29 protein-coding genes are annotated in these 26,282 nt (G+C 66.3%); 17 read left to right on the top strand and 12 right to left on the bottom strand.

What is annotated here, in order from left to right; all coding sequences use genetic code 11:
• Positions 1-82: 82 nt before the first annotated feature.
• The gene (locus GM1_RS19145; RefSeq protein WP_008381638.1) at positions 83-529 is read right to left on the bottom strand and encodes an SRPBCC domain-containing protein; all 447 of its coding nucleotides are present in this window, start codon (positions 527-529) and stop codon (positions 83-85) included.
• A gap of 59 nt (positions 530-588) precedes the next feature.
• A complete protein-coding gene (locus GM1_RS19150; RefSeq protein WP_008381640.1) occupies positions 589-1,716 on the bottom strand; it encodes a DNA polymerase IV in 1,128 nt (375 codons plus the stop codon).
• Positions 1,717-1,874: 158 nt separating this feature from the next.
• Between GM1_RS19150 and GM1_RS19155 the strand changes: the two genes are divergently transcribed.
• Entirely contained in the window at positions 1,875-2,810 is a 936-nt protein-coding gene (locus GM1_RS19155; RefSeq protein WP_008381642.1) for an alpha/beta hydrolase, read from the top strand.
• A gap of 83 nt (positions 2,811-2,893) precedes the next feature.
• Complete coding sequence (locus GM1_RS19160) at positions 2,894-3,316, top strand: DUF1801 domain-containing protein (protein WP_040520752.1); 423 nt, start codon at positions 2,894-2,896, stop codon at positions 3,314-3,316.
• 63 nt (positions 3,317-3,379) lie between these two features.
• Here the strand turns inward: GM1_RS19160 and GM1_RS19165 are convergent, their stop codons facing one another.
• From GM1_RS19165 to GM1_RS19180, 4 genes are all read right to left on the bottom strand, one after another.
• Positions 3,380-4,168 (bottom strand): ankyrin repeat domain-containing protein, encoded by a 789-nt coding sequence (locus tag GM1_RS19165; protein WP_008381646.1) that lies wholly within the window; start codon positions 4,166-4,168, stop codon positions 3,380-3,382.
• Complete coding sequence (locus tag GM1_RS19170; RefSeq protein WP_008381648.1) at positions 4,168-4,653, bottom strand: cytidine/deoxycytidylate deaminase family protein; 486 nt, start codon at positions 4,651-4,653, stop codon at positions 4,168-4,170. Before GM1_RS19170 ends, GM1_RS19165 begins: the two co-directional genes overlap by 1 nt.
• Before the next feature lie 74 nt (positions 4,654-4,727).
• Positions 4,728-5,210 (bottom strand): SixA phosphatase family protein, encoded by a 483-nt coding sequence (locus tag GM1_RS19175; RefSeq protein ID WP_008381650.1) that lies wholly within the window; start codon positions 5,208-5,210, stop codon positions 4,728-4,730.
• A complete protein-coding gene (locus tag GM1_RS19180; RefSeq protein ID WP_040520762.1) occupies positions 5,207-5,476 on the bottom strand; it encodes a hypothetical protein in 270 nt (89 codons plus the stop codon). The genes GM1_RS19175 and GM1_RS19180 overlap by 4 nt, the downstream gene beginning before the upstream one ends.
• A 166-nt stretch (positions 5,477-5,642) precedes the next feature.
• Here GM1_RS19180 and GM1_RS19185 point away from each other — a divergent pair, with 166 nt between their 5' ends.
• A complete protein-coding gene (locus tag GM1_RS19185; protein WP_040520764.1) occupies positions 5,643-6,161 on the top strand; it encodes an OsmC family protein in 519 nt (172 codons plus the stop codon).
• A 72-nt stretch (positions 6,162-6,233) separates the two neighbouring features.
• The gene (locus tag GM1_RS19190; RefSeq protein ID WP_008381655.1) at positions 6,234-7,085 is read left to right on the top strand and encodes a DMT family transporter; all 852 of its coding nucleotides are present in this window, start codon (positions 6,234-6,236) and stop codon (positions 7,083-7,085) included.
• A gap of 8 nt (positions 7,086-7,093) precedes the next feature.
• Here the strand turns inward: GM1_RS19190 and GM1_RS19195 are convergent, their stop codons facing one another.
• Complete coding sequence (locus tag GM1_RS19195; protein ID WP_008381657.1) at positions 7,094-7,546, bottom strand: flavodoxin domain-containing protein; 453 nt, start codon at positions 7,544-7,546, stop codon at positions 7,094-7,096.
• A 106-nt stretch (positions 7,547-7,652) separates the two neighbouring features.
• Positions 7,653-8,171, bottom strand: a complete 519-nt coding sequence (locus tag GM1_RS19200; protein ID WP_008381658.1) for a DUF4333 domain-containing protein — start codon at positions 8,169-8,171, stop codon at positions 7,653-7,655.
• A 157-nt stretch (positions 8,172-8,328) separates the two neighbouring features.
• On the opposite strand from GM1_RS19200, the gene GM1_RS19205 reads away from it, so the two are divergent.
• From GM1_RS19205 to GM1_RS19215, 3 genes are all read left to right on the top strand, one after another.
• On the top strand, positions 8,329-8,718 hold the full coding sequence (locus tag GM1_RS19205) for an SHOCT domain-containing protein (protein ID WP_008381659.1): 390 nt from the start codon (positions 8,329-8,331) through the stop codon (positions 8,716-8,718).
• Between the two features lie 168 nt (positions 8,719-8,886).
• The gene (locus GM1_RS19210) at positions 8,887-9,759 is read left to right on the top strand and encodes a DUF3558 family protein (protein WP_008381660.1); all 873 of its coding nucleotides are present in this window, start codon (positions 8,887-8,889) and stop codon (positions 9,757-9,759) included.
• Positions 9,756-10,310, top strand: a complete 555-nt coding sequence (locus GM1_RS19215) for a DUF3558 domain-containing protein (RefSeq protein WP_008381661.1) — start codon at positions 9,756-9,758, stop codon at positions 10,308-10,310. Before GM1_RS19210 ends, GM1_RS19215 begins: the two co-directional genes overlap by 4 nt.
• A 120-nt stretch (positions 10,311-10,430) precedes the next feature.
• On the opposite strand, the gene GM1_RS19220 is transcribed toward GM1_RS19215, so the two are convergent.
• Positions 10,431-11,240, bottom strand: a complete 810-nt coding sequence (locus tag GM1_RS19220) for an acyl-[acyl-carrier-protein] thioesterase (RefSeq protein WP_052005487.1) — start codon at positions 11,238-11,240, stop codon at positions 10,431-10,433.
• 163 nt (positions 11,241-11,403) lie between these two features.
• Between GM1_RS19220 and GM1_RS19225 the strand changes: the two genes are divergently transcribed.
• From GM1_RS19225 to GM1_RS19250, 6 genes are all read left to right on the top strand, one after another.
• Positions 11,404-13,071, top strand: coding sequence for an FAD-dependent oxidoreductase (locus GM1_RS19225; RefSeq protein WP_008381663.1), 1,668 nt, complete (start codon positions 11,404-11,406; stop codon positions 13,069-13,071).
• A gap of 29 nt (positions 13,072-13,100) precedes the next feature.
• On the top strand, positions 13,101-14,357 hold the full coding sequence (locus tag GM1_RS19230; RefSeq protein WP_040520769.1) for a glycosyltransferase family 4 protein: 1,257 nt from the start codon (positions 13,101-13,103) through the stop codon (positions 14,355-14,357).
• The gene (locus GM1_RS19235) at positions 14,351-15,064 is read left to right on the top strand and encodes a class I SAM-dependent methyltransferase (RefSeq protein WP_008381665.1); all 714 of its coding nucleotides are present in this window, start codon (positions 14,351-14,353) and stop codon (positions 15,062-15,064) included. Before GM1_RS19230 ends, GM1_RS19235 begins: the two co-directional genes overlap by 7 nt.
• Before the next feature lie 3 nt (positions 15,065-15,067).
• Positions 15,068-16,126 carry a glycoside hydrolase family 15 protein gene (locus GM1_RS19240; RefSeq protein WP_008381666.1) on the top strand — a complete coding sequence of 353 codons (1,059 nt, stop codon included), beginning with the start codon at positions 15,068-15,070 and terminating at the stop codon, positions 16,124-16,126.
• Positions 16,127-16,193: 67 nt separating this feature from the next.
• On the top strand, positions 16,194-17,033 hold the full coding sequence (locus GM1_RS19245) for an LLM class F420-dependent oxidoreductase (RefSeq protein WP_008381667.1): 840 nt from the start codon (positions 16,194-16,196) through the stop codon (positions 17,031-17,033).
• Positions 17,034-17,183: 150 nt separating this feature from the next.
• Positions 17,184-17,495, top strand: a complete 312-nt coding sequence (locus GM1_RS19250) for a GIY-YIG nuclease family protein (protein ID WP_052005488.1) — start codon at positions 17,184-17,186, stop codon at positions 17,493-17,495.
• A 71-nt stretch (positions 17,496-17,566) separates the two neighbouring features.
• On the opposite strand, the gene GM1_RS19255 is transcribed toward GM1_RS19250, so the two are convergent.
• Positions 17,567-18,223, bottom strand: coding sequence for a class I SAM-dependent methyltransferase (locus tag GM1_RS19255; protein ID WP_008381669.1), 657 nt, complete (start codon positions 18,221-18,223; stop codon positions 17,567-17,569).
• A gap of 45 nt (positions 18,224-18,268) precedes the next feature.
• Between GM1_RS19255 and GM1_RS19260 the strand changes: the two genes are divergently transcribed.
• A complete protein-coding gene (locus GM1_RS19260; protein ID WP_040520755.1) occupies positions 18,269-19,237 on the top strand; it encodes an NADPH:quinone oxidoreductase family protein in 969 nt (322 codons plus the stop codon).
• Positions 19,238-19,259: 22 nt separating this feature from the next.
• Here the strand turns inward: GM1_RS19260 and GM1_RS19265 are convergent, their stop codons facing one another.
• On the bottom strand, positions 19,260-19,910 hold the full coding sequence (locus GM1_RS19265) for a hypothetical protein (RefSeq protein WP_008381672.1): 651 nt from the start codon (positions 19,908-19,910) through the stop codon (positions 19,260-19,262).
• A gap of 409 nt (positions 19,911-20,319) precedes the next feature.
• On the opposite strand from GM1_RS19265, the gene GM1_RS19270 reads away from it, so the two are divergent.
• From GM1_RS19270 to GM1_RS19280, 3 genes are read left to right on the top strand one after another with little or no spacing between them, the layout of a single operon-like run.
• Complete coding sequence (locus GM1_RS19270; RefSeq protein ID WP_008381674.1) at positions 20,320-21,564, top strand: ABC transporter substrate-binding protein; 1,245 nt, start codon at positions 20,320-20,322, stop codon at positions 21,562-21,564.
• A 58-nt stretch (positions 21,565-21,622) separates the two neighbouring features.
• Positions 21,623-24,337, top strand: a complete 2,715-nt coding sequence (locus GM1_RS19275; RefSeq protein WP_008381676.1) for a branched-chain amino acid ABC transporter permease/ATP-binding protein — start codon at positions 21,623-21,625, stop codon at positions 24,335-24,337.
• Positions 24,337-25,074, top strand: a complete 738-nt coding sequence (locus tag GM1_RS19280; protein WP_008381677.1) for an ABC transporter ATP-binding protein — start codon at positions 24,337-24,339, stop codon at positions 25,072-25,074. The genes GM1_RS19275 and GM1_RS19280 overlap by 1 nt, the downstream gene beginning before the upstream one ends.
• A 180-nt stretch (positions 25,075-25,254) precedes the next feature.
• On the opposite strand, the gene GM1_RS19285 is transcribed toward GM1_RS19280, so the two are convergent.
• Positions 25,255-26,277 (bottom strand): TIGR03617 family F420-dependent LLM class oxidoreductase, encoded by a 1,023-nt coding sequence (locus tag GM1_RS19285; RefSeq protein ID WP_040520773.1) that lies wholly within the window; start codon positions 26,275-26,277, stop codon positions 25,255-25,257.
• Positions 26,278-26,282: the final 5 nt, after the last annotated feature.

The following is a 26,282-nucleotide window of genomic DNA, read 5'->3' on the forward strand; positions in this document are numbered from 1 at the left end:
ACCTGTCACGACATCGGACCCCTGCTTCGCGAGAGGCAGAGGTCCGATGTCGTTCTACGGTCTGGGAGGATGCAGCCCGCTGTCAGCCCCGCGCGAGGGCTTCGGCGCGCGGACCGATCGCCGCGGTGACCGCAGCGAACTTCTCGATGAGTTCCTTGCCGAACATGAGCTTGACCAAACCGGAGACCGGGCCGGTGATCTCGAAGTGCGAGTCGTAGCGGCTGCGCCCGTCGCCCAGGTCGACGACGGTGTGCCGGCGCAGGCTGCGCACTGTGCCCAGTGGTGCGGGCTTCATCGAGTAGGCGAACGTCGATCCCGGTGTGACGTCGACGATGTACTCCCGCTTGTGCTTCAAACCACCGGGGCCCAGCTCGAACCGCATGTCGATGGGTGCGCCCGGGACCAGCGTCGACGAGCACTCCACTTGGAACGGATTCCACTCGCCGTACGCGTCGAAGTCGGTGAGGACCCGCCACACCACATCGGCAGGAGCATTGATGGTGATGGAACTGTCGGTGACCAATGGCATGAGGGCATTCTAGAACAGGTTCTAGATCGAGGCGCCTGTCTGCTCGATGATCGGGAGAGTCACGGGTCGAGGAGCTCGAGACGGACGGCGAGCAGGCGGACCGGGCGATCCGGTCCGAGCGGTTCCTGATCGTGAAACGCGTCAAGCAGTCCCCGAGCGACTGCCACGATCTCGTCGAACGACGTCGTCGGCTCGGGGAGCTTGCGCATCTTGGTGCGGGTGTAGAAGGTGGACGTCCGGACGGTCAGGCCGACGCGGAACGGCGTGCGACCTTCGGTGATCGACTGGTTGAGGACGTCGCGCGTGAGGTCCACGACGGCGTCGTGAAGATCGCCGAGGTCCGTGAGATCGCTCGGATAGGTACGAGACTTGGAATGGGACTTCGCGATCCACGGTGATGTCGCGATCGAATCGTCGCCTCCACCACGGCAGAGGACGTACAACCAGTTCCCCTGACTGGGGCCGAAGATCGACACGAGGTCGTCTCGGTCTACCGCGACGAGCTGATCCACGGTGTCCACTCCACGCTCGGCGAGTTTCGACGCCGTCTTCGGCCCCACACTCCACAGGTCTCGGCACGGGCGTGGGCCCATGAGCGTCGGCCAATTGGCGTCGTCCAACGTGAACACTCGTTGATCCGGGGTCGCCTCGGGGTCCCGTACCGAGGCCTTGGCGAACCCCGCTGCCATCTTGGCTCGCTGTTTGTTGTCGGAGACTCCGAGGCAGCAGTTGATCCCCGTCTGCTCGAGCACTGCTCCCCGGATTCGGTGTGCGAGCTCGACGACGTCTGAGTCGTCGAGGGTCGGTTCGCGATCGAGTGGGTCGACGCCGATGTAGCCCTCGTCCCAACCCCACACCTCGAGAGGATGGCCGAAGCTGCGGATCACGTCCATGACCTGTGATGACACCGCTTCGTAGTGCGGCATGTCGAGGGGGAGGAGCACAGCGTCGGGACACTTGCGTCGGGCAGCGGGCAGCGGGAGTCCGGCTCGCGCACCCAGGGCACGTGCTTCATAGGACGCGCACGTCACGACCTGCCGAGGTCGCGACGGATCTCCGTCGCCACCGACGATCACGGGCACACCGACGAGGTCGGGCCGGCGCAGGCGCTCCACCGACACCTGGAACTGGTCGAGGTCGATGTGGAGCAGACGCCTGAAGCGAGTCGTCGATGGTTGCTCGGCCACCCCTCAACTGTACGGCGGCAGGGGAGCATCGATCGGGCAACGGGCTGGTCACGACCATTGCGGGCCGTCTATGTCCGGTTACGGTGGAGTTCATGTCCTGGAATCCAACAGTCAGTGCTACGAAGAGGCTGTCGAGGCGTTGGCGCGTTCTGACTGCTGTGACAGCGGCGCTGGTCGGGCTCGGCCTGGCTCCGTCGCTTCCGGCGGCCGATGCCGCGAGAATCGTCGGCGTCACGCACCTGAATCCCACGACCGATCTCGTGTCGGTGTACTCGCCGTCGATGCGTCGAGTGGTCCGCAACCACGTTCTGCATCCAGCCGGAAGCCCCGCCGGGCTGCCCTCCTTCTACATGCTGCCGGGTGCGGGCGGTGCGGAGGACGGGATCTCATGGTTCAACAACGGTGGTGCTCCGCGCTTCTTCGCGGGAAAGCGGGTGAACGTGATCCTGCCGATCGGCGGTCGATTCTCGATGTGGACCGACTGGAACACACCCGACCCCGTCCTCGGGCGCAACAAGTGGGAGACATACATCAACGACGAACTCCCGTCGGCGATCGACAAGGCGTACCGCACCAACGGAGCGAACGCATTGTCCGGGGTGTCGATGTCCGCCGGTCCCGCACTCGACATCGTCACTCACGCACCATGGCGCTACCGCGCGGTGGCGGCGTACTCGGGCTGTCCCGGGACGACGAGCCCCCTCGCACAGGTCGCGAACACGGCGATCGTCACGCGCGGCGGCGGCAACGTCGCCAACATGTGGGGGCCGCCGGGCAGTCCGGAATGGTTCCGCCACGATCCCGTCGTCAACGCATCCAAGCTCCGCGGCAAGGCGATCTACCTGTCCGCCGGATCCGGCGTGCCCGGGCCCGTCGACGGCAATCCGCTGATCAACGGCAGCGGTCTCGTCGGCGGAAACGTCATGGAGGCGATCGCGCTGAGCTGCACCACGACGATGGCGAACCGGCTCGCCTCTCTCGGTATCCCTCGCACGTTCGTCCACCGCCCCGACGGCGTCCACACCTGGGGACTGTTCCACGCCGACTTCGTCAACTCCTGGCCGCTGATCGCTCGCGCGCTGGGTGTCCGCTGACATCGGAGATCAGCCAGAGAACCGCCGCGGGTGCGTGAAGTGGTCGTTGCCTGAGGATGGGAGTCTGCGGATACAGTGCGGGCGTGGGCAACGAACCGAAGACGAGACCGACTGATGCGAGTGTCGACGCGTTTCTCGACTCTGTGACCCCCGTCCGCAGACGTACGGACGGGCTTGCCCTTGCCGAGGTCTTCGCGGAAGTGACGGGCGTCGCGCCGGTCATGTGGGGCCCGTCGATGATCGGGTACGGCAGCTATCGCTACGTCTCGCCTGCTAACCCGCGGACACGAGGCGACTGGCCGAAGGTGGCCTTCTCTCCTCGCAAGGCGAGCCTGTCGCTCTACGGGCTCAAGGATCTGCCCGACGGCGCCGCCTTGCTTCCGGAACTCGGTGTCTTCACCGAAGGCGCAGGTTGTGTGTACGTGAAGAAGCTCGATGACATCGACCTGGCGGTGCTTCGCAGGCTCATCGCCATTGCGTGGTCGAGGTCGGACGACCCGGTGTAGACGCTTCGACTCGCTTCGCGGGTCCTGAGCGAAGGCGCTCAACGAGCAGGAGTGGCGCGCCGACTACCGCTTCGGGCGGGGACGGTCGAATTCGGCGACGACCGCGGTCTGGCCGCGATCGACCGCATGCTGCCGTGGCGTCACACCGTCGAAATCCCCGATCGACGGATCTGCTCCGGCGTCGAGGAGCTGCCGGACCGCATCGACGTGGGCGGCGTCGCCGTCGCCGAGGACCACGGCCTCCAACAGAGCGGTCCACCCCGACTTGTTGACGACGTCGAGCGGGACCCCTGCATTGATCAGGATCGAGATCGTCGAGGTGTGCGCGTGCTCGGCGGCCGGGATCAACGCCGTTCCCCCGTACCGGTTGAGGCTGGTCACGTCGGCCCCGTGCCGGAGCGTCCCGTGCAGGATCGTGTCGAAGCCCTCTGCCCCCGCGTACAAGAATGCGGAGTCCTGGAGGTCGTCCTTGGCGTTCGGGTCGGCCCCCGCGTCGAGCAGCGCGAGTGCACTCGCCGCGTCCTGGTTCTTGGTCGCGACGACGAGCGGCGTCCGCCCCTCTGCGCCTCGCGACTCGAGGTCCGCGCCGTCGGCGATGGCCCTGCGCACCTCGGCCACGTCGCCGCTCGACGCAGCGACATGCAGTCGCGCAGTCGCCGCGGGGTTGACGCGCGTGGACGTGCGAGGCGCAGCGTTCGATGTCGGAGTGCTCGACGACGCGGAGGCAGAGGGAACAGTCGCGGTCGCGGAATCGGATGTCGTCTCGTCCGATCCGGCGCACCCGGCCAGAGCGGTCACGGCGACCGCTGCTGCCGCAGCGACTGACAATCGCGCGGAGCGCGGCGGGGTCATCACAGGGTTGCTCCCGCCGCACGCGCGTGCAGTGCACGCAGGCTGTCGGCGAGTTCGAGGGCTGGGCCGGCGACCTCGACGCCCGGTGCGACGTCGGTGATCGACAGCGGCGCCACCGGCGACGCCGGCAGGTTCCACTCGGCGCGCCAGGCGGTGAGCTGTGCAGTGCTTCCCGCATACACGATCCGGCCGAGACCGACCCAAGCGTGCGCGGCGGCGCACATCGCGCAGTGCTCGCCTGAGGTGTAGGTGACCGATGCGGCACGCTGCTCCGGTGTCATGTTCGCCACGGCCCACTCGACCAGGGTCAGCTCGGGGTGCCTCGTGGAGTCGCCTCCCGACACCCGATTTCGGTCCTCGAACACGACATCCCCGTCGGCGCTCACGAGTAGGGATCCGAAAGCCTCGTCGCAGGCTTCGACAGCTTCTTCAGCCAGGTCGACGCAGCGTCGGAGATACGAGAGATCTGCGGAAGTCAGAGCCATGCCGGGGAGTCTATCGACCGAGCCTGAGTGGATTCAGCACGTTGTGACGGGGGAGCGCACCCGGTCCGACCCGGCTATCGGGGGATGCGAAGGGAGGTCAGGGATGCGTCGGGGTCGACGTCCAGGCCGATGCGATCCCACTCGACGCCGACCTTCACGACGGCATACGCCGACGTGGGGAACTCGTCGATCGAGCCCGCCGGATCGAGGGTCAACGCGGTGTCCGGCATGCCAGGGAAATGCCCGACGACGAGCAGGGTCGAGGCATCGTGCGGTGCATACACCCGGATCGTCTCGAACAACTCGTCCGGAGTGCACCCGTAGATGGCGGAGACGTACTCGGTCGGTGCGTCGATGTCGGTCCGCTCGAGGGTCTGCCGGGTGCGTTCAGCAGTCGAGCAGAGCACGGCGTCGACGGTGAGGCCGTCATCACGAATCCAGTCGCCCGCAAGCGCCGCCTGGCGGCGACCCCGGTTGTTGAGCGGGCGTTCGTGATCCGGTACACCGAGCGGGTAGTCGCTCTTTCCGTGCCGAAGCAGGACCAGCGTCCGACTCATGCCGCGCCCGCAGTGCGGTGCAGCAAGGGATCGGCGGCCATGGTCCGCAGGATCTGGGCCGTCGCACGCCAGGCGGCACTCTCCTGCGAGTAGAAGCCGTGGGCGTCGAGGTCGCCCTCGGCGGCGGCGTCATCGGCCAGTTCGGCCAACTCGAGGTGCTCGTCGTAGCACTGGGTGATCAACCCCTGCAGCCGGTCGCCACGGCAGGCGTCGGCGATGTCGGCGGTGCTCAGCGTCATTAGACGTTCCAGATCGTCGTGGTACATGACCTCACGGTAGAACCGACCTCCGACATTTTCGGCCAGGCGCGGCCGAGTCGGTCGTACGACGGACCGCGCGTTGAAATCATCGTGGGCGCATCCGTACCCGGCCCGACCTTCCGGACCTACGGTCGACGACATGACCACTACAGAGATCCGCCCCACGCACAGCATCCCGGCGACCGGCACCAAGCTCAACACGATCGCGGCGCAGACGGCGAACGCCGTCGCAGCCAACTCGGCCAACGCAGTCGCCGTGTTCGCGGCGTCGGCGACGGCCGGAGACGGGGTGTCGAGCGACGTCGGGATCCGCTCGTTCAGCATCTCCGTCGACGAGCCGCCGGTGCTCGGTGGCGGTGACACCGCGCCGAATCCCGTGGAGTTCTACCTCGCGTCGTTGCTGTCCTGCCAGGTCGTGACGTACCGATTCTGGGCGGAACGTCTCGGCGTCGAACTCAGCTCGCTCACACTGCATGCCGAAGGCGATCTGGACGTACGAGGCTTCTTCGGACTCGACGACGACGTTCGACCGGGATTCACACAGGTGCGCGTGACCGTCGACGTCGCGGGCCCCGACGCCCCCGAACGGTACCGGGAGCTGCAGGACGTCGTCGACAAGCATTGCCCCGTCCTTGATCTCACTCAGCGCAGCACACCGGTTGCCACGGAATTGCGAATCGCCAGTGCCTGATTCGGTGACCCGCGTCGCTGTGATCCGGTTGCACGGCGCGAGCGGGGACCGCTGACCGATACGCTTGAGGGGATGCATACTTGGGCCCCCGCGCTGTTGGCGATCGCCGCGGCACTGCTGATCGCCGGAGGTACCGTGCTGAGGCAGCGGTCCTCGGCGTCGAGCGGCGCGATCACTCGCGGCTGGTGGATGGGCGCGGGGATCGCGCTGGCAGGCTTCGGTCTGCAGGCCAGCGCACTCGGTCTCGGGTCGATCCTGCTGGTCCAACCGCTCGTCGTGCTCGCCGTGCTTTTCGCGCTTCCGCTGGAGGCATGGGCCGACCACCGACATCCGCATGCCAACGAGTGGATGTGGGGTGCGGTGCTCGTGTCCTGCGTGGTGGCGTTTCTCGTCATCGCCCGGCCAGTCGCCACGGACCGTCGCCCTCAGGTGGTGATCATGGGCATCACGATCGGCGCGATCATCGCGGGCCTCATCGCCTTGGTCGCAGTCGCTGAGCGCAGCTGCAACAGGCACCACCGGGCGCTTTACTACGGACTGGCCTCCGGGGCGCTGTTCGGAGTGTCGGCGGTGCTGATCAAAGCGGTGACGTTCCGGATCATCGACGATCCACTGTCGGTGTTCGCCAAATACGAGATGTACCTACTGGCCCCGGTGATCGTTCTCGCGGTGGTCGCGCAACAGCGCGGGTTCGGTTCGGGAGATCTGCAGACGTCGTTTCCTGCGATGAACGTCATGGAACCGGCGGTCGCGATGATTCTGGGCGTTGTGCTGCTCGGGGAGAACATCAGGGTGGGGCTCCCGGCCGCGAGCCTTCTCGGCCTGATCCTCGCACTCTCGGTCGTGGCCGTCGTGAAACTGGCCAAACATGCAGCAATCCGCGGTGACCAACGTGTGTCGGTCACCGCGGATTCGCTGGTCTGAGGGGCCGATCAGCCCGCGTCGATGACCGCCTTCAGGTTCTCTGCCCACGCCTCGGCGGCCTTCGCGGGCTTCTCCGCGCTCGACGCGTCATGTCGGTAGTGCTCGCCGACCTCGACAGCGCCGAGTGCGACCAACTTCTCGGCCATGATCTCGCCACCCCGGTTGAACGTGTCGTCGTACACGGTGTCTCCGAGGCCGAACACCGAGAAGCGCATCCCGGCGAGATCAGGCTTGTCTTCATCGAGCTCGTCGGCGAACGGGAGCGCGCTCGACGGCAGTTCGCCTTCGCCGTACGTCGAGCAGACGACGACGAGGAAGTCTGCGGGATCGAGATCCTCCGCCGAGTACTCGGCCATGTCGTAGATCGCCGGATCGTGGTCGGCGGCCAGTACGTCAGCGATCGCGTCGGCGACGAGTTCGCCGGTACCGGTCTCGGTGCCGTAGAGGATGACAGCTGCCATGGTCGGGATCTCCTGGAGTTGGTGGGGAACGACGCAGAATACGGTAGCGTAACCAACCCTCTCGGTCGAATCCCCGACCTGGGACTTTAGCCCCGGGCTGTGGGCGTCAGTTGAGCTTCCAGTGGTCGTTCTCGGGCTTGTCGGTCACGAAGTAGGTGACGCGCCCGGTCTGGCCGGTGTCGTCGGTCGCTTCGCAGTCGAACTGGGAGTTCGTGGGTTGCGCCTTCACTCCGGTGCCGCACTCAACAGTCACCGGGCCGACCTTCTCGCTCACGGACGACGTCAGTTCCTTCGACATGATCGGCAGCGAGACGAGACGGTCCAACGTGACGTATTTGACGTCTCCCGAGTCGCTGGTGACGGTGACCTCGACGCGAACGTCGGCTTCTGACACCTTCGCGATGCACTGGAATGTGGAGTCGACGGCTGGGTCGTCCCCGGGGTCGTCACACGTGATCGAGTCGACTTTCTGGCCGAATGTCGTGTACTGCGCGTCCAGCGTCTTGGTGATCTCGCTCTTCAGTTTGTCCTGGTCGATAGTCGATCCTCCGACGGACACGCTGCACGAGACGATGAATGGCGCGGCGACCAGCGCCGACAGGGCGAGAGCTCGCATCTTGTTCATACGTCGACGGTAGAAGTCCCGGAGCGCAGCCGGGCTGCTATCCGCGAAAGCATCACCTGATCGAACGACGCCCTCACTTCCGGTCCGAGCCGAGTGACGCGGTGCCGCTTTTCAGAGGCTAAGCTGAGATTCCCTATAAATGGAAAGGTGCACGGAAGTGGACTGGAGTTCGTTCTGGGGTGTGCTGTGGTACACCATCTTGGTTTTTGCATTCGTCGCTTACCTGATCGTTCTGTTCCAGGTTCTGACCGACCTGTTCCGCGACCACACGCTGAGTGCCGGCTACAAGGTCCTGTGGATCATCGGCCTGGTCGTCCTGCCGTACCTGACGGCGTTCGTGTACGTGATCGCACGCGGCAAGGGGATGACCGAGCGCAGCCGTGCGACGGCCGTCGCCGTCGACCGCGCGAATCAGGAGTACATCCGCAACGCCGCAGGCAAGGCGTCGCCTGCCGAGCAGATCGCGACTGCGAAGTCGCTGCTCGATGCGGGCGTCGTCTCGCAGGAGGAGTACGAGTCGCTCAAGGCGAAGGCTCTCGCGTCCTGATCTGAGAATCTTCTCGCACGAACGGCGATTCCCGCACTGCGGGGATCGCCGTTCTGCATTCGCCGGGCGCGTCGTTCAACCACATGTCGCGCAACGTCCGACAGGCGGCGGGGACGGCTAGTCTTGACCCATCGACTCACATACCTGGGCTCGTGGGAGGGGACGGCATTGGCGACGCGAATCGACAGCTGGATATGGGCGATCCGGCTGACGAAGACTCGTTCGGCCGCAGGTGCGGCGTGCCGCGCAGGCCATGTGCGTTTGAACGGTGCAACTGCTAAGCCGTCGGCGCAGGTTGCCATCGGCGACCGCGTGACGTACCGCGCAGGAGGGCGCGAACGGATCGTCGAGGTGACCGGCCTGATCAGTAAGAGGGTCTCCGCGCCTCTCGCAGCCGAGAATTACATCGATCACAGCCCGCCGCCGCCCCCGAAGGAAGTGATCGCGGCCGTTCCGCGTCGTGACGCTGGCGCAGGCAGGCCGACCAAGCGGGAGCGCCGTCAACTCGATCAGTTCCGCACGGGGACGTTCCTCGCCGTCGTCGCCGCGGTCTGCGCACTGGTGTTGAGCGCCTGCAGCAGCGACTCGTCGTCCGGTGCCGAGAGCACTCCGGAGCCGAAGACCGGAACGGGGCCCGATTTCGACCGCTGCGGCGGCCTGACAACGGAAGACGTCGTCCGGCTGACCACCGTGCAAGGCTTGAAACTCCATGTGGAGAACCCGTCGACCTGTGAATGGCGGATCGACTCGACGCGCAATCCGACGGTTTCGTTCAATTGGTACCGAGGATCGCCGATCGGCCGTGAACGCGGTACCGAGCAGTTGTCGCGTGACCTGACCCAGGACATCACGATCGCGGGGCAGTCCGGGTTCATCGCGCACTCGGGCAGTATCTGCGAGATCGGGATCGGCTGGGAAGCCGACTTCATCGAGATATCCTTCGCCGGTCCGTCGGCGAACGGCCAGTCCATCCTGCCGTCGGACAAGGTGTGCGAGGGGACCAAGGCGCTCGCCACCTTTGTCGTGAAGGGGGCGCAATGACAAGCACACTGCGGCGGGCGACCGCAGCCGCGGCGCTGGCGATCGCGACAGTTCTCGGGGCGGCCTCGTGCACGGTCGAGGGAACGCCGGTCCGGCCCGGTCGTGACGTCGGAACCGACACCGGTCGTGTCGACACCGACAAGTTCGAGAGGCTCCTCGAAGAATGCGACATCCTGTCCGCGGTGCAGATCGGGAAAGCAGTCGGAGGAGGCATCGCGCAACCAGGCTTCTACGGCGCCAACTGCCGGTGGCTGGTCGCGTCGAAGAGCGGCGTCGTGAACGTGATGTTCAACTGGTTCGAGTGGGGCTCCTTCGCTCAGGAGAAGGACACTGCAAAACGGCTCGACTTCACCACCGAGAACATCCAGGTCCGAAGCACCGCCGCATTCACCGCTCGCGATCCGAAACGTCCGGGCGTCTGCGGAGTGACGGCGAAGGCTCCGAGCAGCGGCGTCTACACCTGGTGGGTTGAGCCCGAAGGCGCGCCGTCCGGCGACGCTTGTGCGGCCCCGATCAAGCTGATGGAGCTCATCCTCAGCGGTGCGTACTGACCTTTCGACTCGCAAGCTCGCTCAAGGAGCAGGGGAACTCCGTGGCGCTTTACTGCTCGTTGAGCGAGCGAAGCGAGTCGAAGCGTCGTCGCGCGGATGTGTACGGCAACCCGCTTCGACTCAACTGCAGGGAGCAGGGGCGGTCGGGATCTTTGCGACTGAGACTGCGGCGGCGGTCACCAGAGAGCCGTCGTCGGCGGGGATCAGCAGCCACATCAGAAGGCAGTCGCCGTCGCGGGTCCGGCGGACCGTGATCGGTGTGCCGGGTGTGACGGGCCGCAGGTATTCGATGACCGCACGGTGCGGGCCGTCGAGCAGATCGGGGTGATCGACGAGTTCGTCCTCGACCGCTTCGAAGTACGCGGCGTTGTTGAGATGGCGAAACGGATCGAAGTCGGTGATCCGCAAGACGTGTTCACGATCGGGGAGTGCGACCTCAGACGCCTCCGGCGCCACACCTGGATTCATCGCCTTCCATCGGAGACGGTGCTCGTCGGTCATCGCCGTCAGCGTCGTCATCGCGGTGTCGCTGATCCGGGCCGGCATGCCCGACTCGGTCATGTTGATCCAGAACGCGTTCGTCTCGATGTGCCCGTTCGGACGGGGATCGGGATTGAAGCGGTTGGTCTGCGACGTCCCGCGGATGCTCACTCGCATATCGGTCCACCGGGTCGACAGTGCGCCGCACCAGCGTTCCACTTCGAAGTCGGACGGCCAGGTCAGCGGCTCGATCACGTCGATGACAGTGCGGCGGATGATCCAGAAGGGGTCCGTGTCCGCGAAGTCGGTGATCGCGATGTTGTCGTTCGCGACGTCCTGCAGGTAGCGGGCGACGCCATCGAGCCGGACACGCATCTCCTGATCGATGTCGCCGGTTCGGACCCGGTAGTCGGCGGCGTAGAACTGCGCGCCGTCCTTGCGGACCGTCATCGGCTCGTACTCGTATGGTGTGCTCACTGGCCGGGTCCCCTCGTGTCGCGGGCGGGCGTGTGACGGTGGTCCCTCTACCGGTGGGCGGCTAGGCTAGGCTCAAGGCAAAACTAGAACACGTTCACCTGTGGCTTGCAGCTACCCGGCCGACGGAGGAAGACCGATGGCGCACGTAATCACCCGCCCCTGCTGTAATGACGGTACCTGCGTAGCAGTCTGCCCGGTCAACTGCATTCATCCGACGCCGGACGAACCGGACTTCCTCACTGCGGAGATGCTCTACATCGACCCGGACACGTGCATCGACTGCGGCGCATGTGTGGACGAATGCCCCGTGAACGCGATCTTCCCCGACGATCAGCTCGAAGCAAAAGACGAGCCGTACCTGCAGATCAACGCCGACTACTACAAAGACCACGACGTCGAGGGCGGTCTTGTCCGGCATCCGAAGCCTCCGCAGTTGCCAGAAGGTCAGGAACTGCGCGTCGCGATCGTCGGCGCCGGCCCCGCAGCGTTCTACGCCGCGGAGGAACTGGTCAAGAAGCGCCAGATCCACGTCGACATGTTCGATCGCCTGCCCACCCCGTACGGTCTCGTCCGGGCCGGTGTCGCGCCGGACCATGCGAAGACCAAGGGTGTCGAATCGACATTCGGCACAGTGGAGAAGAAGCGGAACTTCACCTACCACCTCAACGTCGAGGTCGGCACGCACATCACCGGCGACGAGCTCCGCGAGCGCTACGGCGCGGTCCTGTACGCGGTCGGAGCACCGCACGATCGTCGTCTGGGCATCGAAGGCGAGTACCTCGACGGATCGATCGCGGCCACCGACTTCGTCGCCTGGTACAACGGTCACCCCGACTACACGGACCACACGTTCGACCTCTCGGCCGAACGGGCCGTCGTGATCGGGAACGGCAACGTCGCGCTCGACGTCGCGCGCATCCTCGTCAGTGACCCGGACCAGTTGGCTCGCACCGACATCGCCGACCACGCACTCGAGGCACTGCGCGCCTCGTCGGTCCGGGAAGTCGTCGTCATGGGGCGCCGCGGCATCGAACACGGCGCATTCACCAACAGCGAGTTCCTGTCGTTGACCGAACTCGACGGCGTCGACATCGTCATGCCGGACCAGCTGGTCCTGTCCGACGAAGCCGCGGCCGCCGAAGCCGACGGGTCGCTCGACTCGGTGATCGCCACGAAGGTGCGCCTGGCTCGCGAGTTCGCCGACCGACCCCGCGGTGGCGACCGCCGCATCGTCTTCGAGTTCCTCACCTCGCCGACGTCGATCGTCGGCTCCGACGGCGTCGAGAAGGTCGCATTCGTGCGCAACCGCTACATCGGCGACGGCAAGATCGAGGCCACGGACGAGACCGGCGAGATCGATGCCGGGATGGTGGTCCGTTCGGTCGGCTACCGAGGACGACCGGTCCCCGGACTGCCGTTCGACGACGACCGCGCGGTGGTCCCGAACGCCGACAGCCGCGTGCTCGACGGACCCGACGGCACTGTGGTTCCCGGACTGTACGTCGCGGGCTGGATCAAGCGCGGCCCGACGGGCGGCATCGGCCGTAACCGGTACTGCGGCGAGGAGGCGGCGAAAGCGATCATCGCCGACTTCGCCGACGGGACCGTCGCCAACCCGGACCTCGACGCGTCCGATGTGATCGAACTCGTCACCTCGCGGGGTGCGCATCGTGTCGACCTCGACGGATGGAAGGCCATCGACGCCGTCGAACGTGACGCCGGCAAGCAGGCGGGCCGTCGACGGGTGAAACTGGTGACCGTGGGAGCACTCGAAGCCGCGGCGCACGTCTCCGCCGACTCGTGACCGGCGAGCCCGCTCCCAACAGCGACGTCCTGCGCATCGCGCTCCTGTCGTATCGCAGCAAGCCGCACTGCGGAGGGCAGGGAGTGTACGTCCGGCACCTGTCGCGAGAACTGGCGCTGCTCGGTCACGACGTCGAGATCTTCTCCGGTCAGCCGTACCCCGAACTCGATCAGGCGGCGCTCGACGCCGGAGTCACGCTGACGAAAGTGCCGAGCCTCGACCTGTACGGCGAGCCCGACCCGTTTCGGACGCCGAAGCTGAGGGAGTTCCGCGACTGGATCGACTGGATCGAAGTGGCGGCCATGTGGACCGCGGCGTTCGGCGAACCGCTCACCTTCAGTCTTCGAGCCGCCCGACTGCTTCGCTCACGACGAGCCGACTTCGACGTCGTGCACGACAATCAGTGCCTCGGTTACGGGCTTCTGTCGGTCAAACGCGCCGGGTTCCCGCTGGTCGCGACCATTCACCACCCGATCACGCAGGACCGGGCCCTGGCGGTCCGCGCCGCGAAGGGACTGAAGAAGATCAGTGCATGGCGGTGGCATTCGTTCCTGGCGATGCAGGGCCGCGTCGCGCGTCGGATCCCATCGCTGTTGACGGTCTCGCGCAGCAGTGACCAGGACATCAGGCACGCCTTCAAGGTCGCCGACGGTGCGATCGCCACGATTCCGCTCGGCGTCGACACCGCAGTGTTCGCGCCCCGAGGCGAGCGAGTTCCCGGCCGGATCGTGTGCATCGCGAGCGCCGACGCGCCGCTCAAGGGCGTGTCGTTTCTGCTCGAAGCGGTCGCCAAGGTAGCGGCCGAACGGCACGTGGAATTGACCCTGGTGTCCAGGCTCGACCCGGACGGACCGTCCGCGCGACTCATCGACGATCTGGCGATCACCGACCGAGTGTCCGTGGTGTCGGGCATCGACGACGACGAACTCGCCGCACTGCTCGCCAGCGCGCAGATCGCGTGCGTGCCGTCGCTGTACGAAGGGTTCTCGTTGCCCGCTGTCGAGCACATGAGCTGCGGCACCCCGTTGGTCGCCACCCGTGCGGGAGCGATCCCGGAGGTGGTCGGCGAGAACGAAGAGGCCGCGATCCTCGTCGAACCGGGCGACGCGGGAGCGCTCGCTGAGGCGTTCTCTCGACTGTTGGACGACGCAGACCTGCGTGCACGCCTCGGCGCAGGTGGGCGTGAGCGCGTTCGCGCACAGTTCAGTTGGTCCGCAGTCGCCGCCGCCACCGCAGAGCGGTACCGCGCCGCGATCCGATCCACGCAGGGAGAATTGCCATGCTGACCGTCGACTTCGATCGACTCAAGGTGGGCCCAGGTGTCCGCGCCATCGACATCGGTGCAGGGCAGGGGCGTCATTCGTACGAGATGCTGCGACGCGGCGCCGACGTGATCGCGTTCGACCAGAACGAGAAGGACATGTCCGACGTCTCGGAGATGTTCGGCGCTCTTGTCGCTGCTGGCGAGGTCCCTGACTCGGGGAACGCGACGACGCAGGTCGGCGACGCGCTCGGCCTTCCGTACGCCGACGCGTCGTTCGACGTGGTCCTGATGTCGGAGATCCTCGAGCACATTCCCGACGATGAGGCCGCCATCGCTGAGATGGTCCGCATCCTGAAGCCGGGCGGCCTGGCGGCCGTGACCGTTCCCCGGTTCTGGCCAGAGAAGATCTGTTGGGCGCTGTCGGACGAGTATCACGAAGTCGAGGGTGGTCACGTCCGGATCTACCGGGAGTCCGAGCTCGCCGACAAACTGGCGGCCGCGGGGCTCGAGGTGACGGGCAGCGGGCACGCGCACGCGCTGCACGCGCCGTACTGGTGGCTCAAATGTGCCGTCGGAGTGGACAACGACGAGAATCCACTGGTCCGGGGCTATCACAAGATGCTGGTCTGGGACATGATGAGCAAGCCGTGGGTCACCCGCGTCGGCGAGCAGGTGCTCAATCCGATCGTCGGCAAGTCTGTGGTCATCTACCTGCGCAAACCCGCATAGGCCATGGGCGTTCCGTTCGTCGACGGCGTCCTCGACTCGCGCGCGGTCCGAGCGACCGGCGCGGCGATCGCGGCGATGCAGGAATCGTCCGGCGCCCTCCCGTGGTTTCCCGGTGGCAAGACCGACCCGTGGGACCACGTCGAGTCGGCGATGGCGCTCTCCGCGACCGGGTTTCGTGCCGAAGCGGAGCACGCCTACGAGTGGTCGCGCCGAACACAACGCAGCGACGGGTCATGGCCGATGGAGTTGCGGGGTGGCGACATCGTGGATCCCGGCGTCGACAGCAATTTCTGCGCCTACCTCGCGGTCGGCGTGTGGCATCACTTCCTGATCGTCGACGACGCCGCGTTTCTGCGGCGGATGTGGCCGACAGTTCGTGCAGGCGTGGACCGCGCGATGCGTTTCGCCCGCGACGACGGCGCCTTCCGGTGGGCCGCGGACCACCGGACGGGGGACATGTTCGACAACGTGCTGATCACCGGCAACGCCAGCATCCACTCCTCGCTGAGATCCGCCGTCGAGATCGCGCGGATCCTCGACGAACCCGCGGAGCACTGGGTCCGTGCCGCCGACCAACTGGCCGCCGTGTTCGACCGGTGGGTGGTCGACCGATCGGTACTCGATGCGGCGTCCAACCATTCGATGGACTGGTATTACCCGGTCCTCGGCGGAGTGGTCCGTGGCGATTCGGGTCGCGCGTTGATCGACGATCGATGGTCCGACTTCGTGGTCGACGGCCTCGGTGCGCGTTGTGTGGACGATCATCCGTGGGTCACCGGCGCGGAGACCTGCGAGCTGGCGATGGCAGTCGAATCGCTCGGCGACGTGGACCGTGCGGCGCGTCTGGTGGAGTCGATACAGCATCTGCGTGACGACGACGGTTCGTACTGGACCGGGCTCGTGTTCTCCGATGGAAAGCGGTGGCCGGTGGAGCAGAGCTGCTGGACATCGGCCGCGGTGGTGCTGGCAGCAGATGCCATCAGTCGTGCGACGCCGGGCAGCGGGATCTTCCGCGACATCGTTCGCGGGGGTGTCGTTTCAGGTGTCCCGCGACTACGATAGAGGCATTGGACAAGTGTCTAGTCTGTCGTCCAGAGTGGCGTCGGGCATCATCACGTAAGGAGAATCCGTGGACTTCGGAATCGTGCAGTTCACCAGCGACCGTGGCCTCCGGCCCCACGAACTCGCGCCGCTCATCGAAGAGGCGGGCTTCGACGCCTACTACGTTCCCGAGCACAGTCACATTCCGACCAAACGGGAGGCTGCGCACCCTCGCACCGGCGACGAGACGCTGCCGGACGAGCGGTACACGCGCACCCTCGACCCGTGGACGTCCCTGGCGTCGGCCGCCGCGGTGACGTCGCGCATCGAACTGTCGACCGCCGTCGCGCTCCCGGTGCAGTCCGACCCGTTGACCCTCGCCAAGACCATCGCCACGCTCGATCACCTCTCGGGTGGTCGCATCGCCCTGGGCGTCGGCTTCGGATGGAATCTCGACGAACTGTCCGACCACCACGTCCCCGCAGGTCGCCGCCGGACGATGCTCCGCGAGTACCTCGAAGCCATGCGGGCGCTGTGGACACAGGACGAGGCCGAGTACCACGGCGAGTTCGTCGAATTCGGTCCGAGCTGGGCGTTCCCGAAGCCGTCGCGCAGGATCGACGTCACAGTCGGCGCGGCGGGCAACGAGAAGAACTTCAAGTGGATCGCTCGCAGCGCCGACGGCTGGATCACCACACCCGGCGAGACCGATATCGACGACTCCGTCCGCCTCCTGCACCGGATCTGGGCGGATGCAGGCCGCGACGGACAACCGCAGGTGGTGGCGCTCGACATGCGTCCCGACGCCGACCGTCTTGCGCGCTGGCGTGACCTCGGCGTCACCCGCGTCCTGTACGGCCTGCCCGACAAAGACACCGACACCGCCCGCGCCTACCTGCAGAAACTGGCAGGCAAACTAGCCCTCTGACCTCCCCGCCCGCCACGCGCAGTCAAGACGTGCCTTTCCTTTGTCGAGCGCAGTCGAGACGTGCAGGGTCGGAACATCCCGCGCAACCACCACGGCGGACCTGTGGACAACCGCCTTGCCAGATCGGCCGATTCGGCGCATCGTCACGCCATGTCGGCATTCGTATACATCCTCCTCTGCTCCGACGGCACCACGTACGTCGGCAGTACCCGAGACATGGACCAGCGATTCATGCAGCACATGTCGGGGAAGGGGTGCGTCTACACGAGTACCCGTCTCCCGGTTGAGCTGATCTTCTGTCAGGAGTACTCCAACGTCGGTGAGGCGTACGCGATGGAACGCAAGCTTCACGGATGGGGTCACAAGAAGCGGATCGCGCTGGCCCGGAGCGACTGGGACGCGATCCGCGACGCGGCGAGGTGCCGCAACGCCACCCGCTCCGACCGGCCGGATCGGCTGTAGGCGCGTCTCGACTGCGCTCGACGGACGAAAGGCGCGTCTGGATTGCGCTCGACGATCTGGAGGTCGAGGGATCAGGCGCGCTGGAGGACGCGGAGGGAGCCGTGGACGGCGACTTCGGTGAAGAGGCCGGAGTCGAGGGCCTGGCGGTAGATCTCGTACGGAGGCCGGCCGCCGTCGGCGGGATCGGGGAACACGTCGTGGATGAGCAACGCGCCGCCGGAACGTACCCAGCGCGCCCAGCCGTCGTAGTCGTTCTGTGCCGCCTCCATCGAGTGTCCGCCGTCGATGAACACGAAGTCGGCCTCGCGGCCCCACACGCGCGCCGCCGCGGTCGACGGTGCCACCAATCCGAGCACCGTCTGCTCCAGCTTCGCGTCGAACATGGTCCGGCGGAAGCGGGCCGCCGTGTCGAGAAGCCCTGCGTGAGCGTCGACCAGTGCGGTGTCGTGGTACTCCCAACCCGGCTGGTGCTCCTCAGATCCGCGATGGTGATCGACGGTCACGACCAGCGCGCCGTGACGCTCCGCGGCGTCACCCAGATAGACGGTCGACTTTCCACAGTATGTTCCGATCTCGATGCCCAGCCCGACCGAATCCGGTTGGGACAGATAATGATCCGCCACAGAGTGCAGTGCGTCGGCCTCGTCGGCCGGCATGAACCCCGGCGCGTCGTCGGCGACGGTGCGCCGGTCGTCGGGCAGCGTGGAAGGCCGTGTGGGTGAAGACATGAATCGATCGTACGGGTGGCGCGGATAACAGCTACCGTGAAACCCATGAAGGCTCAAGTGATTGTCAGCGAGACCGGTCCGGCCGGACTCGAACTCCAGGACGTGGCGGCCCCGCAGGCGGCTCCGGGACAGTACATCGTCGACGTCCGGTCGTGCGGAGTGTGCTTCCCCGATCTCCTGATGAGCCAGGGCAAGTACCAGCTCCGTCCACCGCTGCCGTTCACTCCCGGCACCGAGGTGGCCGGCGTCGTCACAAGCGCGCCCGACGGCGGTTCGTACCAGGTGGGCGACCGAGTGGTCGTCGCGTCGATGCTCGGCGGCTTCGGCGAACAGGTCGCGGTAGTCGAACAGCAGCTGTACCCGCTGCCCGACCTGCTGTCGTTCGACGAGGGCGCCGCCCTCGGCATCAACTTCCAGACGGCGCTGTTCGCACTCAAGCTCCGCGCGCAGACCGCGCCCGGCGAAGTCGTCGCCGTCCTCGGATCAGCAGGCGGGGTCGGCGTCGCCTCGATTCTCGTCGCGAAGGCGATGGGCGCCAGGGTGATCGCGGTCGTGCATCGCACCGGCCAAGAAGAGATGCTTCGTGCGCTCGGCGCCGACGAGGTGGTCCAGCTGACCGACGAGTGGAAGGACAAGGTCCTCGAGCTGTCCGACGGAGGTGTCGACGTCCTGATCGACCCGGTCGGCGGGGAGGTGTTCGACGAGGCGCTGCGCACCGTGGGTGCAGACGGCCGCTACGTGGTGATCGGCTTCGCGGCGGGCGGAATCCCGACCGTCAAACTGAATCGGGTCCTGTTTCGCAACATCTCCGTGGTCGGAGCGGCGTGGGGCGAGTACATCCGCACTCACCCGGACGTCCCGGGGCTGCTCCACGACGAGCTCGTCGAGATGATCGAGGCCGGGATGCGGCCGCCGGTGAATCATCTCTACTCGTTGGAGGACCTGCCGACCGCCCTCACCGATCTCGCCGAAGGTCGCGTGAAGGGCAAGGCCGTCATCCGGATCTCGGAGTAGCAGGTCTTGTCTCCGCGAGACGTCAGGGAAAGTTGAGGTCGAGCTTCTCCCACGTCAGGTCGCGGTAGGAGGTGTCGTCGTCTGCGATCCACCCGTGGATCGCGTCGGCGACCTGCGCCGATGATGAGACTTCGGTCCCGTAGTGTTCGTCGGCCGACCCGGCCCGGTACTCGAGCGCGAATGATTCCGGCCCCAGGCGCTGGGTCTGGACATAGAACTCCGGTGCGGTCTCGACGATGACGAAGTCGTCCACCGCGAGGCGGGACACGACGTGGTCGACGAGGTCGGGACTGACCACCGGATACCTGCTGTCCCCGTTCACTGTGACCGCTGCCGGTACCGATGTCCGGGGATCGAGGACGATCCCGTTCTGCGGATCGCACACCATAAAGCCTGCGGCGAACGCGAGCGGGAGGACGAGGTCTCTTGCCTCGTGAATGAGCGAGAACGGCGACGGCACGAACACGCAGTCACCCTGCGCGGTGATGGGCTTGACGGACAGTACGCCGTCGCCGTCGAGGGCATCGTCCGCCGCGTTGATCGCCGCTGCCAACTGCGTCGCGAGCGGTGCAGTATCGGCGCCGGTCGTCGCGATGGCCGCCTCGCCGTATGCCAACGCGGCCGTCGGAGTCGGGCATTCGCCTGCGGGAATCAACCAGAGGTCGTAACTCACGTGCCGACAGTAACGGCAGTCGGTGTTGAGAGTGCACGGGCCTCGTCATTCGGCCGACCGAGACAGTCGTCGTCGAGACGAACTGCGCCGCAGGTCGGAACTGTGCCATCAGAATCGGCGCGATGGGCACCCAGTCGTCCTGGTCGCAGGGGCGGTGACGGACGAGGACTGACCAGGTCGGGAGAACAATCGCCAGGGCCGCACTGTCCGGCCGATGGACGAATTTGTGCCACGCAGGTCGGATACTGCCGCCAATATTCCCATACCCCGGGGAATGTGATGGGCCTCACGATACTGTCCGTCTCTAAGTCGAACGGAAGGCGCGTCGCACGCAGCCTCCAGGCGGCTTCGACGAACCGCGAGACCCCTCGCGGTTCAGGTCGACCTCCCACCTTTGAAGGGGCTCGTTTTGAACTCACCACGTACGTTTCGGCGAACACTCCGATCCGCCGCCGTCATCACCGCCGTCGGCGCTCTCGTCGCCGGCGGACTCACCGCGTGCTCGTCCGACTCCGACAACAGCGCAGCGAGCAGCGGGCCGACCATCGAACTGACCGAGAAGGCCGCCACCGGTGAAGCGATCAAGATCGGTGTCATCAGCTCAGAAGGCGGACCGGTGTCGGCTCCGGCTCCGCGTGAGGCGGCAGAAGCCGCGGTTCGCTACCTGAACGACAACGCGGGCGGCATCAACGGTCACAAGATCGATCTGGTGGTCTGCAAGCAGCACGAGGAAGCGGCGTCGGCGACCGCCTGTGCGAACGAGATGGTCGAGAAGAAAGTCGCGGCAGTGATCAGCCCGTTCAGTTCGATGGGCGCCGTCATCGGACCGATCATTGCGGGAGCGAAGATCCCGTACATCTCGCAGGCCCCCGTGTCGGCGATCGAATACGGACTGCCCGGTGCCTACATGCTCTCCGGTGGCGGCTACGCGGTGCTCGCGGGCCAGGCCGCGCATGCGGCGAAGAACAAGTACAAGAAGGTCACCGTGATCATCGGCGACACCGGCGACGCAGCGGCGTCGATCGGCAAGCTCGGCGGGATGATCTTCAAGCAGGTCGGTGTCGAGTTCAAGGTCGTCACTGTGCCGACGTCCACGGCCGACGTCGTGCCCGTCATCACCGCGGGCCTGGCGGACAAGCCGGACGCAGTGTCGATCCTCGGTGACGCCAAGCAGTGCATCACCGCGATCAAGGCCCTCGAGACCGTGGCGCCCGACACCAAGAAGTACCTGATCACCAGTTGCCTCGACACCAACGTCACCGATGCGACAGGCGAGGAGGCGATCGAGGGTTCGGTCGCGTTCACGACAGTGAATCCGATGACCGACGATCCGACAGTCAACCTGTTCCGCAGCGTGCTCGCGAAGTACTCGCCCTCGACCGACATCCGCGGCCTCGCGTACCTCGGCTACCAGCCGATCATGTCGATCGCCGAGGCGGGCAAGGCTCTCCCGGCGGGCCCGGTCACGGCCGAGCAGATTCACGGCACTCTGAAGGGCGCCAAGGACCTCCCGGTTCCGGCGGCTCCCGGCCTGACCTTCACCTGTGACGGCAAGCAGGTTCCGCAGATGCCGACCCTGTGTGGAAAGTCGATCCTGGTGAGCGACATCGGGGCCGACATGGCCTTCGAGAACACCGTCGTAGAGAACAAGTAAGCATCGTGAACTCCGGGGGCCGCAGCGATGCGGCCCCCGGACTCATGTGAGGGAGCCCATGACATCTCATCTCGCCAACTTCGTCCTCGGCCTCGGCAACGGCGCCGTCTACGCGGCACTGGGTCTCGCCCTGGTGATGACCTTCAAGAGTTCCGGAGTCGTGAACTTCGCGACCGGAGCCGTCGCCCTGTACGCCGCCTACACGTACGCGTTCCTTCGGAAGGGTGAACTCCTCGTCCCCATTCCGGGGCTGGAACCGACGGTCGACGTCGGTGGCAAGTGGGGTGTCGCCCCCGCGTTCATCGTGGCGGTGCTCCTCGCAGGCGTCCTCGGAGTGCTTCTCTACCTGGCGGTCTTCCGGCCGATGAGGAATGCGCCGGTACTCGCGAAGGCCGTCGCGTCGATCGGGATCATGCTGATTCTGCAGGCTCTGCTGGCGATGCAGGTCGGTGAGAACGCTCCGTCGGTGAAGCCGATCTTCCCGGAGGGAACGTTCTCGATCGGCGATGCGGTGATTCCGACTGACCGCCTGTGGCTCGCCGTCGTGATCGTCGGTCTGGCTGTGGTCGCGGGTCTTGTCCTCAAGTACACCCGCTTCGGGATCGCGACCGAGGCTGCGGCGGAGTCGGAGAAGGGTGCTCTGGTGACGGGCCTCTCGCCGGACCGGATCGCAGTCACCAACTGGGGGCTGTCGTCGATGACAGCGGCAGTCGGCGGTGTTGTCATCTCGCCGATCGTCCCGCTCAACCCGGTCGCGTACACGATGTTCATCGTGCCTGCCCTGGCCGCTGCTCTCGTCGGCAACTTCGCGAGCGTCGCGGCCACCGTCGGCGCAGGCCTGGTGATCGGGATGCTGTCGTCGGAAGCGACGTACCTGCAGGTGACGATAGACGCGATGCCAGATGCAGGTGTCGCGGAAGCGGTGCCGCTCCTCTTGATCGTGGTGTTCCTGCTCGTGCGCGGTGAACCGATGCCGGGCCGCGGCGCGGTGATCCGCAGCGACCTCGGACGAGCGCCCCGGCCGAACCGGATTCTCGTTCCCACGGTCGTCGGCGGCGTGATCATGCTGGCAGCGCTGTTCCTCACAGAGGGGAGTGTGCGGCTCGCCCTCGTGTCGTCGATGATCTTCGCGGTGGTCGCCCTCTCGCAGGTGGTCGTCACCGGCTACGCGGGCCAAGTGTCGCTCGCTCAGCTGACCCTGGCCGGCGCCAGCGCGTTCGCATTGAGCCGATTCGGCGGCGACCTCGGGATCCCCTTCCCGTTCGCTCCGATCCTCGCCGCGGTGGTCGCGGCCGCAATCGGTGTTGTCGTCGGTCTGCCTGCTCTCCGAGTGCGGGGGCTGCCGCTGATGGTCGCGACTCTCGCCCTGGCCGTGTTCCTCGAGGCGTTCTGGTTCCGGAATCCCTCTCTCAACGGCGGCATGGTGGGAGCGCCGATCGAACCGGCGACGATGTTCGGGTTGAACATGGAGATCGGTGCGGGCGAGGGCTATCCGCGGATGGGCTTCAGTGTCCTCTGCCTGGTGGTGCTGCTTCTGGTGTCCATCGGAGTCGCGTGCCTGCGCCGTAGTCGACTCGGAGCGGCGATGCTCGCGGTCCGTGCAAACGAGCGGTCGGCGGCGGCGAGTGGAATCAACGTCGGTGTCACGAAGCTCGCGGCGTTCGGGATCTCGTCGTTCATCGTCGGCCTCGGCGGTGCGTTGATCGCGTATCAACAGACACTCGCCAACGCGGGAACGTATTCAGTCTTCGCCGGTATCGGGCTGTTCGCCGTCGTCTACATCGCAGGTGTCACGTCATTGACCGGAGGCATTCTCGCGGGCTTCCTGGCACCCGGTGGGCTCGTGTTCTTCGTCGTCGACCGCTACCTCTCGCTCGGCGACTATTACATGCTCGTCAGCGGCGCGCTCCTCGTCGTCACGGTGATCCTCAACCCGGACGGCATCGCCGGAGCCCTGCAACGGATCCACCTGCCCGCATCCCTGACGAAGGCTGCCGGGCGAACAATACCGGCGGTGGAGCTCGACCCGCCGCCCGACGAGCATGGTGTCGGCGAGGTGCTTCTCACCGTGACCGACGTCGGAGTCAGTTACGGGCCGGTGCGGGCAGTCGACGCGGTGTCGTTCGACGTTCGACAAGGCGAGATCGTCGGACTGATCGGACCGAACGGTGCGGGAAAGACGACGCTCGTCGACGCGATCAGCGGATTCGCCGCTTCGACAGGGGCGGTCACTCTCGACGGGACCGACCTCGCCGGGATGGCGCCGCATCGCCGCGGCCGGGCCGGGCTGGGCAGGACGTTCCAGGACATCGAACTGTACGACGAACTGTCGGTCGCGGAGAACGTGCTCGTCGCCGCGCCACGAGAGAACACCGATGCCGCCATCGCGCGAACGTTGGCGCTCCTCGAGATCACGGACCTCGCGGATCGCCCGGCCGCGGACCTGTCTCAAGGACAACGACAACTCGTGTCCGTCGCGCGTGTTCTCGTCGCGTCTCCGCGGGTTGCTCTGCTCGATGAGCCAGCCGCCGGGCTGGACAGCACGGAGAGTCGTTGGCTCGGGGAGAGATTGTCGGCGGTCAGGGCGAACGGTGGTTCGATGCTGCTGATCGATCACGACATGGACCTCGTCTTGTCGCTGTGCGATCGGATCATCGTTCTCGACCTCGGCCGGGTGATCGCGTCCGGAACGCCGGACGAGATTCGCAACGACCAGCGTGTGGTGCAGGCATATCTGGGCGCCCCGGCCGGCGCCGACCAGGAGGCTCAGTGATGACGGTGTTGGCGTGTGAAAGCCTCGACTGCGGATACTTCCAGGACAATCCGTGCGTGCGTGGCGTCGACCTGACGATCGACGAAGGTCAGGTGGTCGCGCTCCTCGGGCCGAACGGTGCGGGTAAGACCACCCTTCTGGAAACGCTCGCCGGACTGGTTCCGCGGATCGGCGGGACGGTCTCGGTCACCGGGACCCCGGTGAGATCCGGAGACGCGAGGCGCGCGGTGCGGGCCGGAATGGTGCTCGTCCCTGACGACCGAGCCCTGTTCAAGAATCTCACCACCGAGCAGAACTTGGCGCTCGCCGTGCCACAACGGACCATCGGCGGATTGGTGTCGAACCGGCGGAGCGTCGCCGAGGGGGTGGCGCAGACCGTGAGTCGATTCCCGGCGCTGGAGAAGCGGCTCACAGTGAAGGCAGGCCAGCTGTCGGGCGGCGAACAGCAGATGCTCGCGATCTCGCGGGCATTGCTGCAGCGGCCGAAGGTCCTGCTGATCGACGAGCTGAGCATGGGACTGGCACCGGTGATCGTCGAATCGATTCTCCCGGTGCTGCGCGAGGTCGCGGCGTCGGACGGCACCGCGGTGGTGCTAGTCGAACAGCACGTCCGGCTGGCGCTCGACGTGGCCGACCGAGCGCTTGTCCTCGTCCACGGCGACATCGTCATCGACGAGTCGGCGGCGTCGCTCGCCGCCGATCCCGGCCGCCTCGAAAAGGCGTACCTCGGCGGCTGACCACAGCGAGCGCCCTTCTGCATTCCTGCTCTTCGGGCCTTTTCCTGCTCGCCGAACGGCCTTCCCCTGCTCGTTGAGCGAGCAGTGGGATCGTTGTGCGGATCTTGAGCGAGCTTGCGAGACGAAAGGCGCTCAACAAGCGGAAAGGATACGGGTTTTGCCCGCTTATCGAGCAGGGGGTCAGGCGGGGGAGCGGCGGACTTCGGCGGCGAGCCGCGCGAGAAGACTCGGGTCGGCCGCGTACGGAGTGTTGAAACCGAGACGGTCGACGTACGGGCCGTAGCGGCGGAGCAGCTCGACCGCCCCGTCGTGCGGATCGTCGATGGTGACGGCGATCGAATCGACGAGTTCGTCGGGAACCTGCCGACCCATCGCCTGCCAGTCGCCCGACTTCGACATCGTGTGCAGAGTCGGGTGGAGGTCGGCGAAGCCGACCGATGCGAGGATCGGCTGATACGCGGGCGTCGAGCCGTAGAAGGCGATCTGCGTCCGGACGGCTGCCCGAGCTGCCGCCATCTCTTGATCGGAGTCGCCGATGATCACCATCGCCGAATGATGGACGGCCGTTCGTCCCCGGCCCGACACCGCCGCGCCCTGCGCCAGCGACGGCACAGTGGTGTCGCGGAGAAACGCCGGCGTGCACAGCGGATGGGAGAGGAAACCGTCAGCCACCTCGCCCGCGACGCGTGTCATACGAGGTCCGACGCCCGCCAGCCATACCGGCGGTGGTCCGAAACCGTCGACGTCGGACGGGTTCGGACGGAACAACGGCGGCATCAATGTGTGCTCGTAGAAGTCGCCGTGATGATCGAGCCTTCCACCGGTCGTCCAGGAGTCCCAGATGGCACGGATCGCTGTCACCATGTCGAGCATCCGGTCTGCAGGCCGGCTCCACGGCATCGAGTACCGGCGGGCTATGTGTGGCCGGATCTGGGTGCCGAGGCCGAGGACGAAACGCCCCCGCGAATACGCCTGAAGGTCCCATCCGAGTGTCGCCAGCAGTAGCGGATTGCGGCCGAATGCGACTGCGATCGACGTTCCCAGCGTCACACGATCCGTGTGCTCGGCGGCCAGCAGCAGTGGAAGAAACGGATCGTGGGCGCCCTCGAATGTCCAGACCGCGTTGTACCCGGACTCCTCTGCCGCGGCCGCGGATGCGCCCATCTCCGACAGCGGGCACGTGATTGTCGTGTCGACGAACACCCGCG

It is taken from the genome of Gordonia malaquae NBRC 108250 (assembly GCF_000344135.1).
Lineage (GTDB): Bacteria > Actinomycetota > Actinomycetes > Mycobacteriales > Mycobacteriaceae > Gordonia > Gordonia malaquae.

Excerpts from the sequence above, each read along its gene's own strand:
- GM1_RS19145 (WP_008381638.1), bottom strand. The coding sequence starts at position 529 with ATGCCATTGGTCACCGACAGTTCCATCACCATCAATGCTCCTGCCGAT.
- GM1_RS19165 (WP_008381646.1), bottom strand. The coding sequence starts at position 4,168 with ATGACCCCGCCGCGCTCCGCGCGATTGTCAGTCGCTGCGGCAGCAGCG.
- GM1_RS19170 (WP_008381648.1), bottom strand. The coding sequence starts at position 4,653 with ATGGCTCTGACTTCCGCAGATCTCTCGTATCTCCGACGCTGCGTCGAC.
- GM1_RS19175 (WP_008381650.1), bottom strand. The coding sequence starts at position 5,210 with ATGAGTCGGACGCTGGTCCTGCTTCGGCACGGAAAGAGCGACTACCCG.
- GM1_RS19180 (WP_040520762.1), bottom strand. The coding sequence starts at position 5,476 with ATGTACCACGACGATCTGGAACGTCTAATGACGCTGAGCACCGCCGAC.
- GM1_RS19190 (WP_008381655.1), top strand. The coding sequence starts at position 6,234 with ATGCATACTTGGGCCCCCGCGCTGTTGGCGATCGCCGCGGCACTGCTG.
- GM1_RS19195 (WP_008381657.1), bottom strand. The coding sequence starts at position 7,546 with ATGGCAGCTGTCATCCTCTACGGCACCGAGACCGGTACCGGCGAACTC.
- GM1_RS19200 (WP_008381658.1), bottom strand. The coding sequence starts at position 8,171 with ATGAACAAGATGCGAGCTCTCGCCCTGTCGGCGCTGGTCGCCGCGCCA.
- GM1_RS19215 (WP_008381661.1), top strand. The coding sequence starts at position 9,756 with ATGACAAGCACACTGCGGCGGGCGACCGCAGCCGCGGCGCTGGCGATC.
- GM1_RS19220 (WP_052005487.1), bottom strand. The coding sequence starts at position 11,240 with ATGACGGTCCGCAAGGACGGCGCGCAGTTCTACGCCGCCGACTACCGG.
- GM1_RS19225 (WP_008381663.1), top strand. The coding sequence starts at position 11,404 with ATGGCGCACGTAATCACCCGCCCCTGCTGTAATGACGGTACCTGCGTA.
- GM1_RS19235 (WP_008381665.1), top strand. The coding sequence starts at position 14,351 with ATGCTGACCGTCGACTTCGATCGACTCAAGGTGGGCCCAGGTGTCCGC.
- GM1_RS19240 (WP_008381666.1), top strand. The coding sequence starts at position 15,068 with ATGGGCGTTCCGTTCGTCGACGGCGTCCTCGACTCGCGCGCGGTCCGA.
- GM1_RS19250 (WP_052005488.1), top strand. The coding sequence starts at position 17,184 with ATGTCGGCATTCGTATACATCCTCCTCTGCTCCGACGGCACCACGTAC.
- GM1_RS19255 (WP_008381669.1), bottom strand. The coding sequence starts at position 18,223 with ATGTCTTCACCCACACGGCCTTCCACGCTGCCCGACGACCGGCGCACC.
- GM1_RS19260 (WP_040520755.1), top strand. The coding sequence starts at position 18,269 with ATGAAGGCTCAAGTGATTGTCAGCGAGACCGGTCCGGCCGGACTCGAA.
- GM1_RS19275 (WP_008381676.1), top strand. The coding sequence starts at position 21,623 with ATGACATCTCATCTCGCCAACTTCGTCCTCGGCCTCGGCAACGGCGCC.
- GM1_RS19280 (WP_008381677.1), top strand. The coding sequence starts at position 24,337 with ATGACGGTGTTGGCGTGTGAAAGCCTCGACTGCGGATACTTCCAGGAC.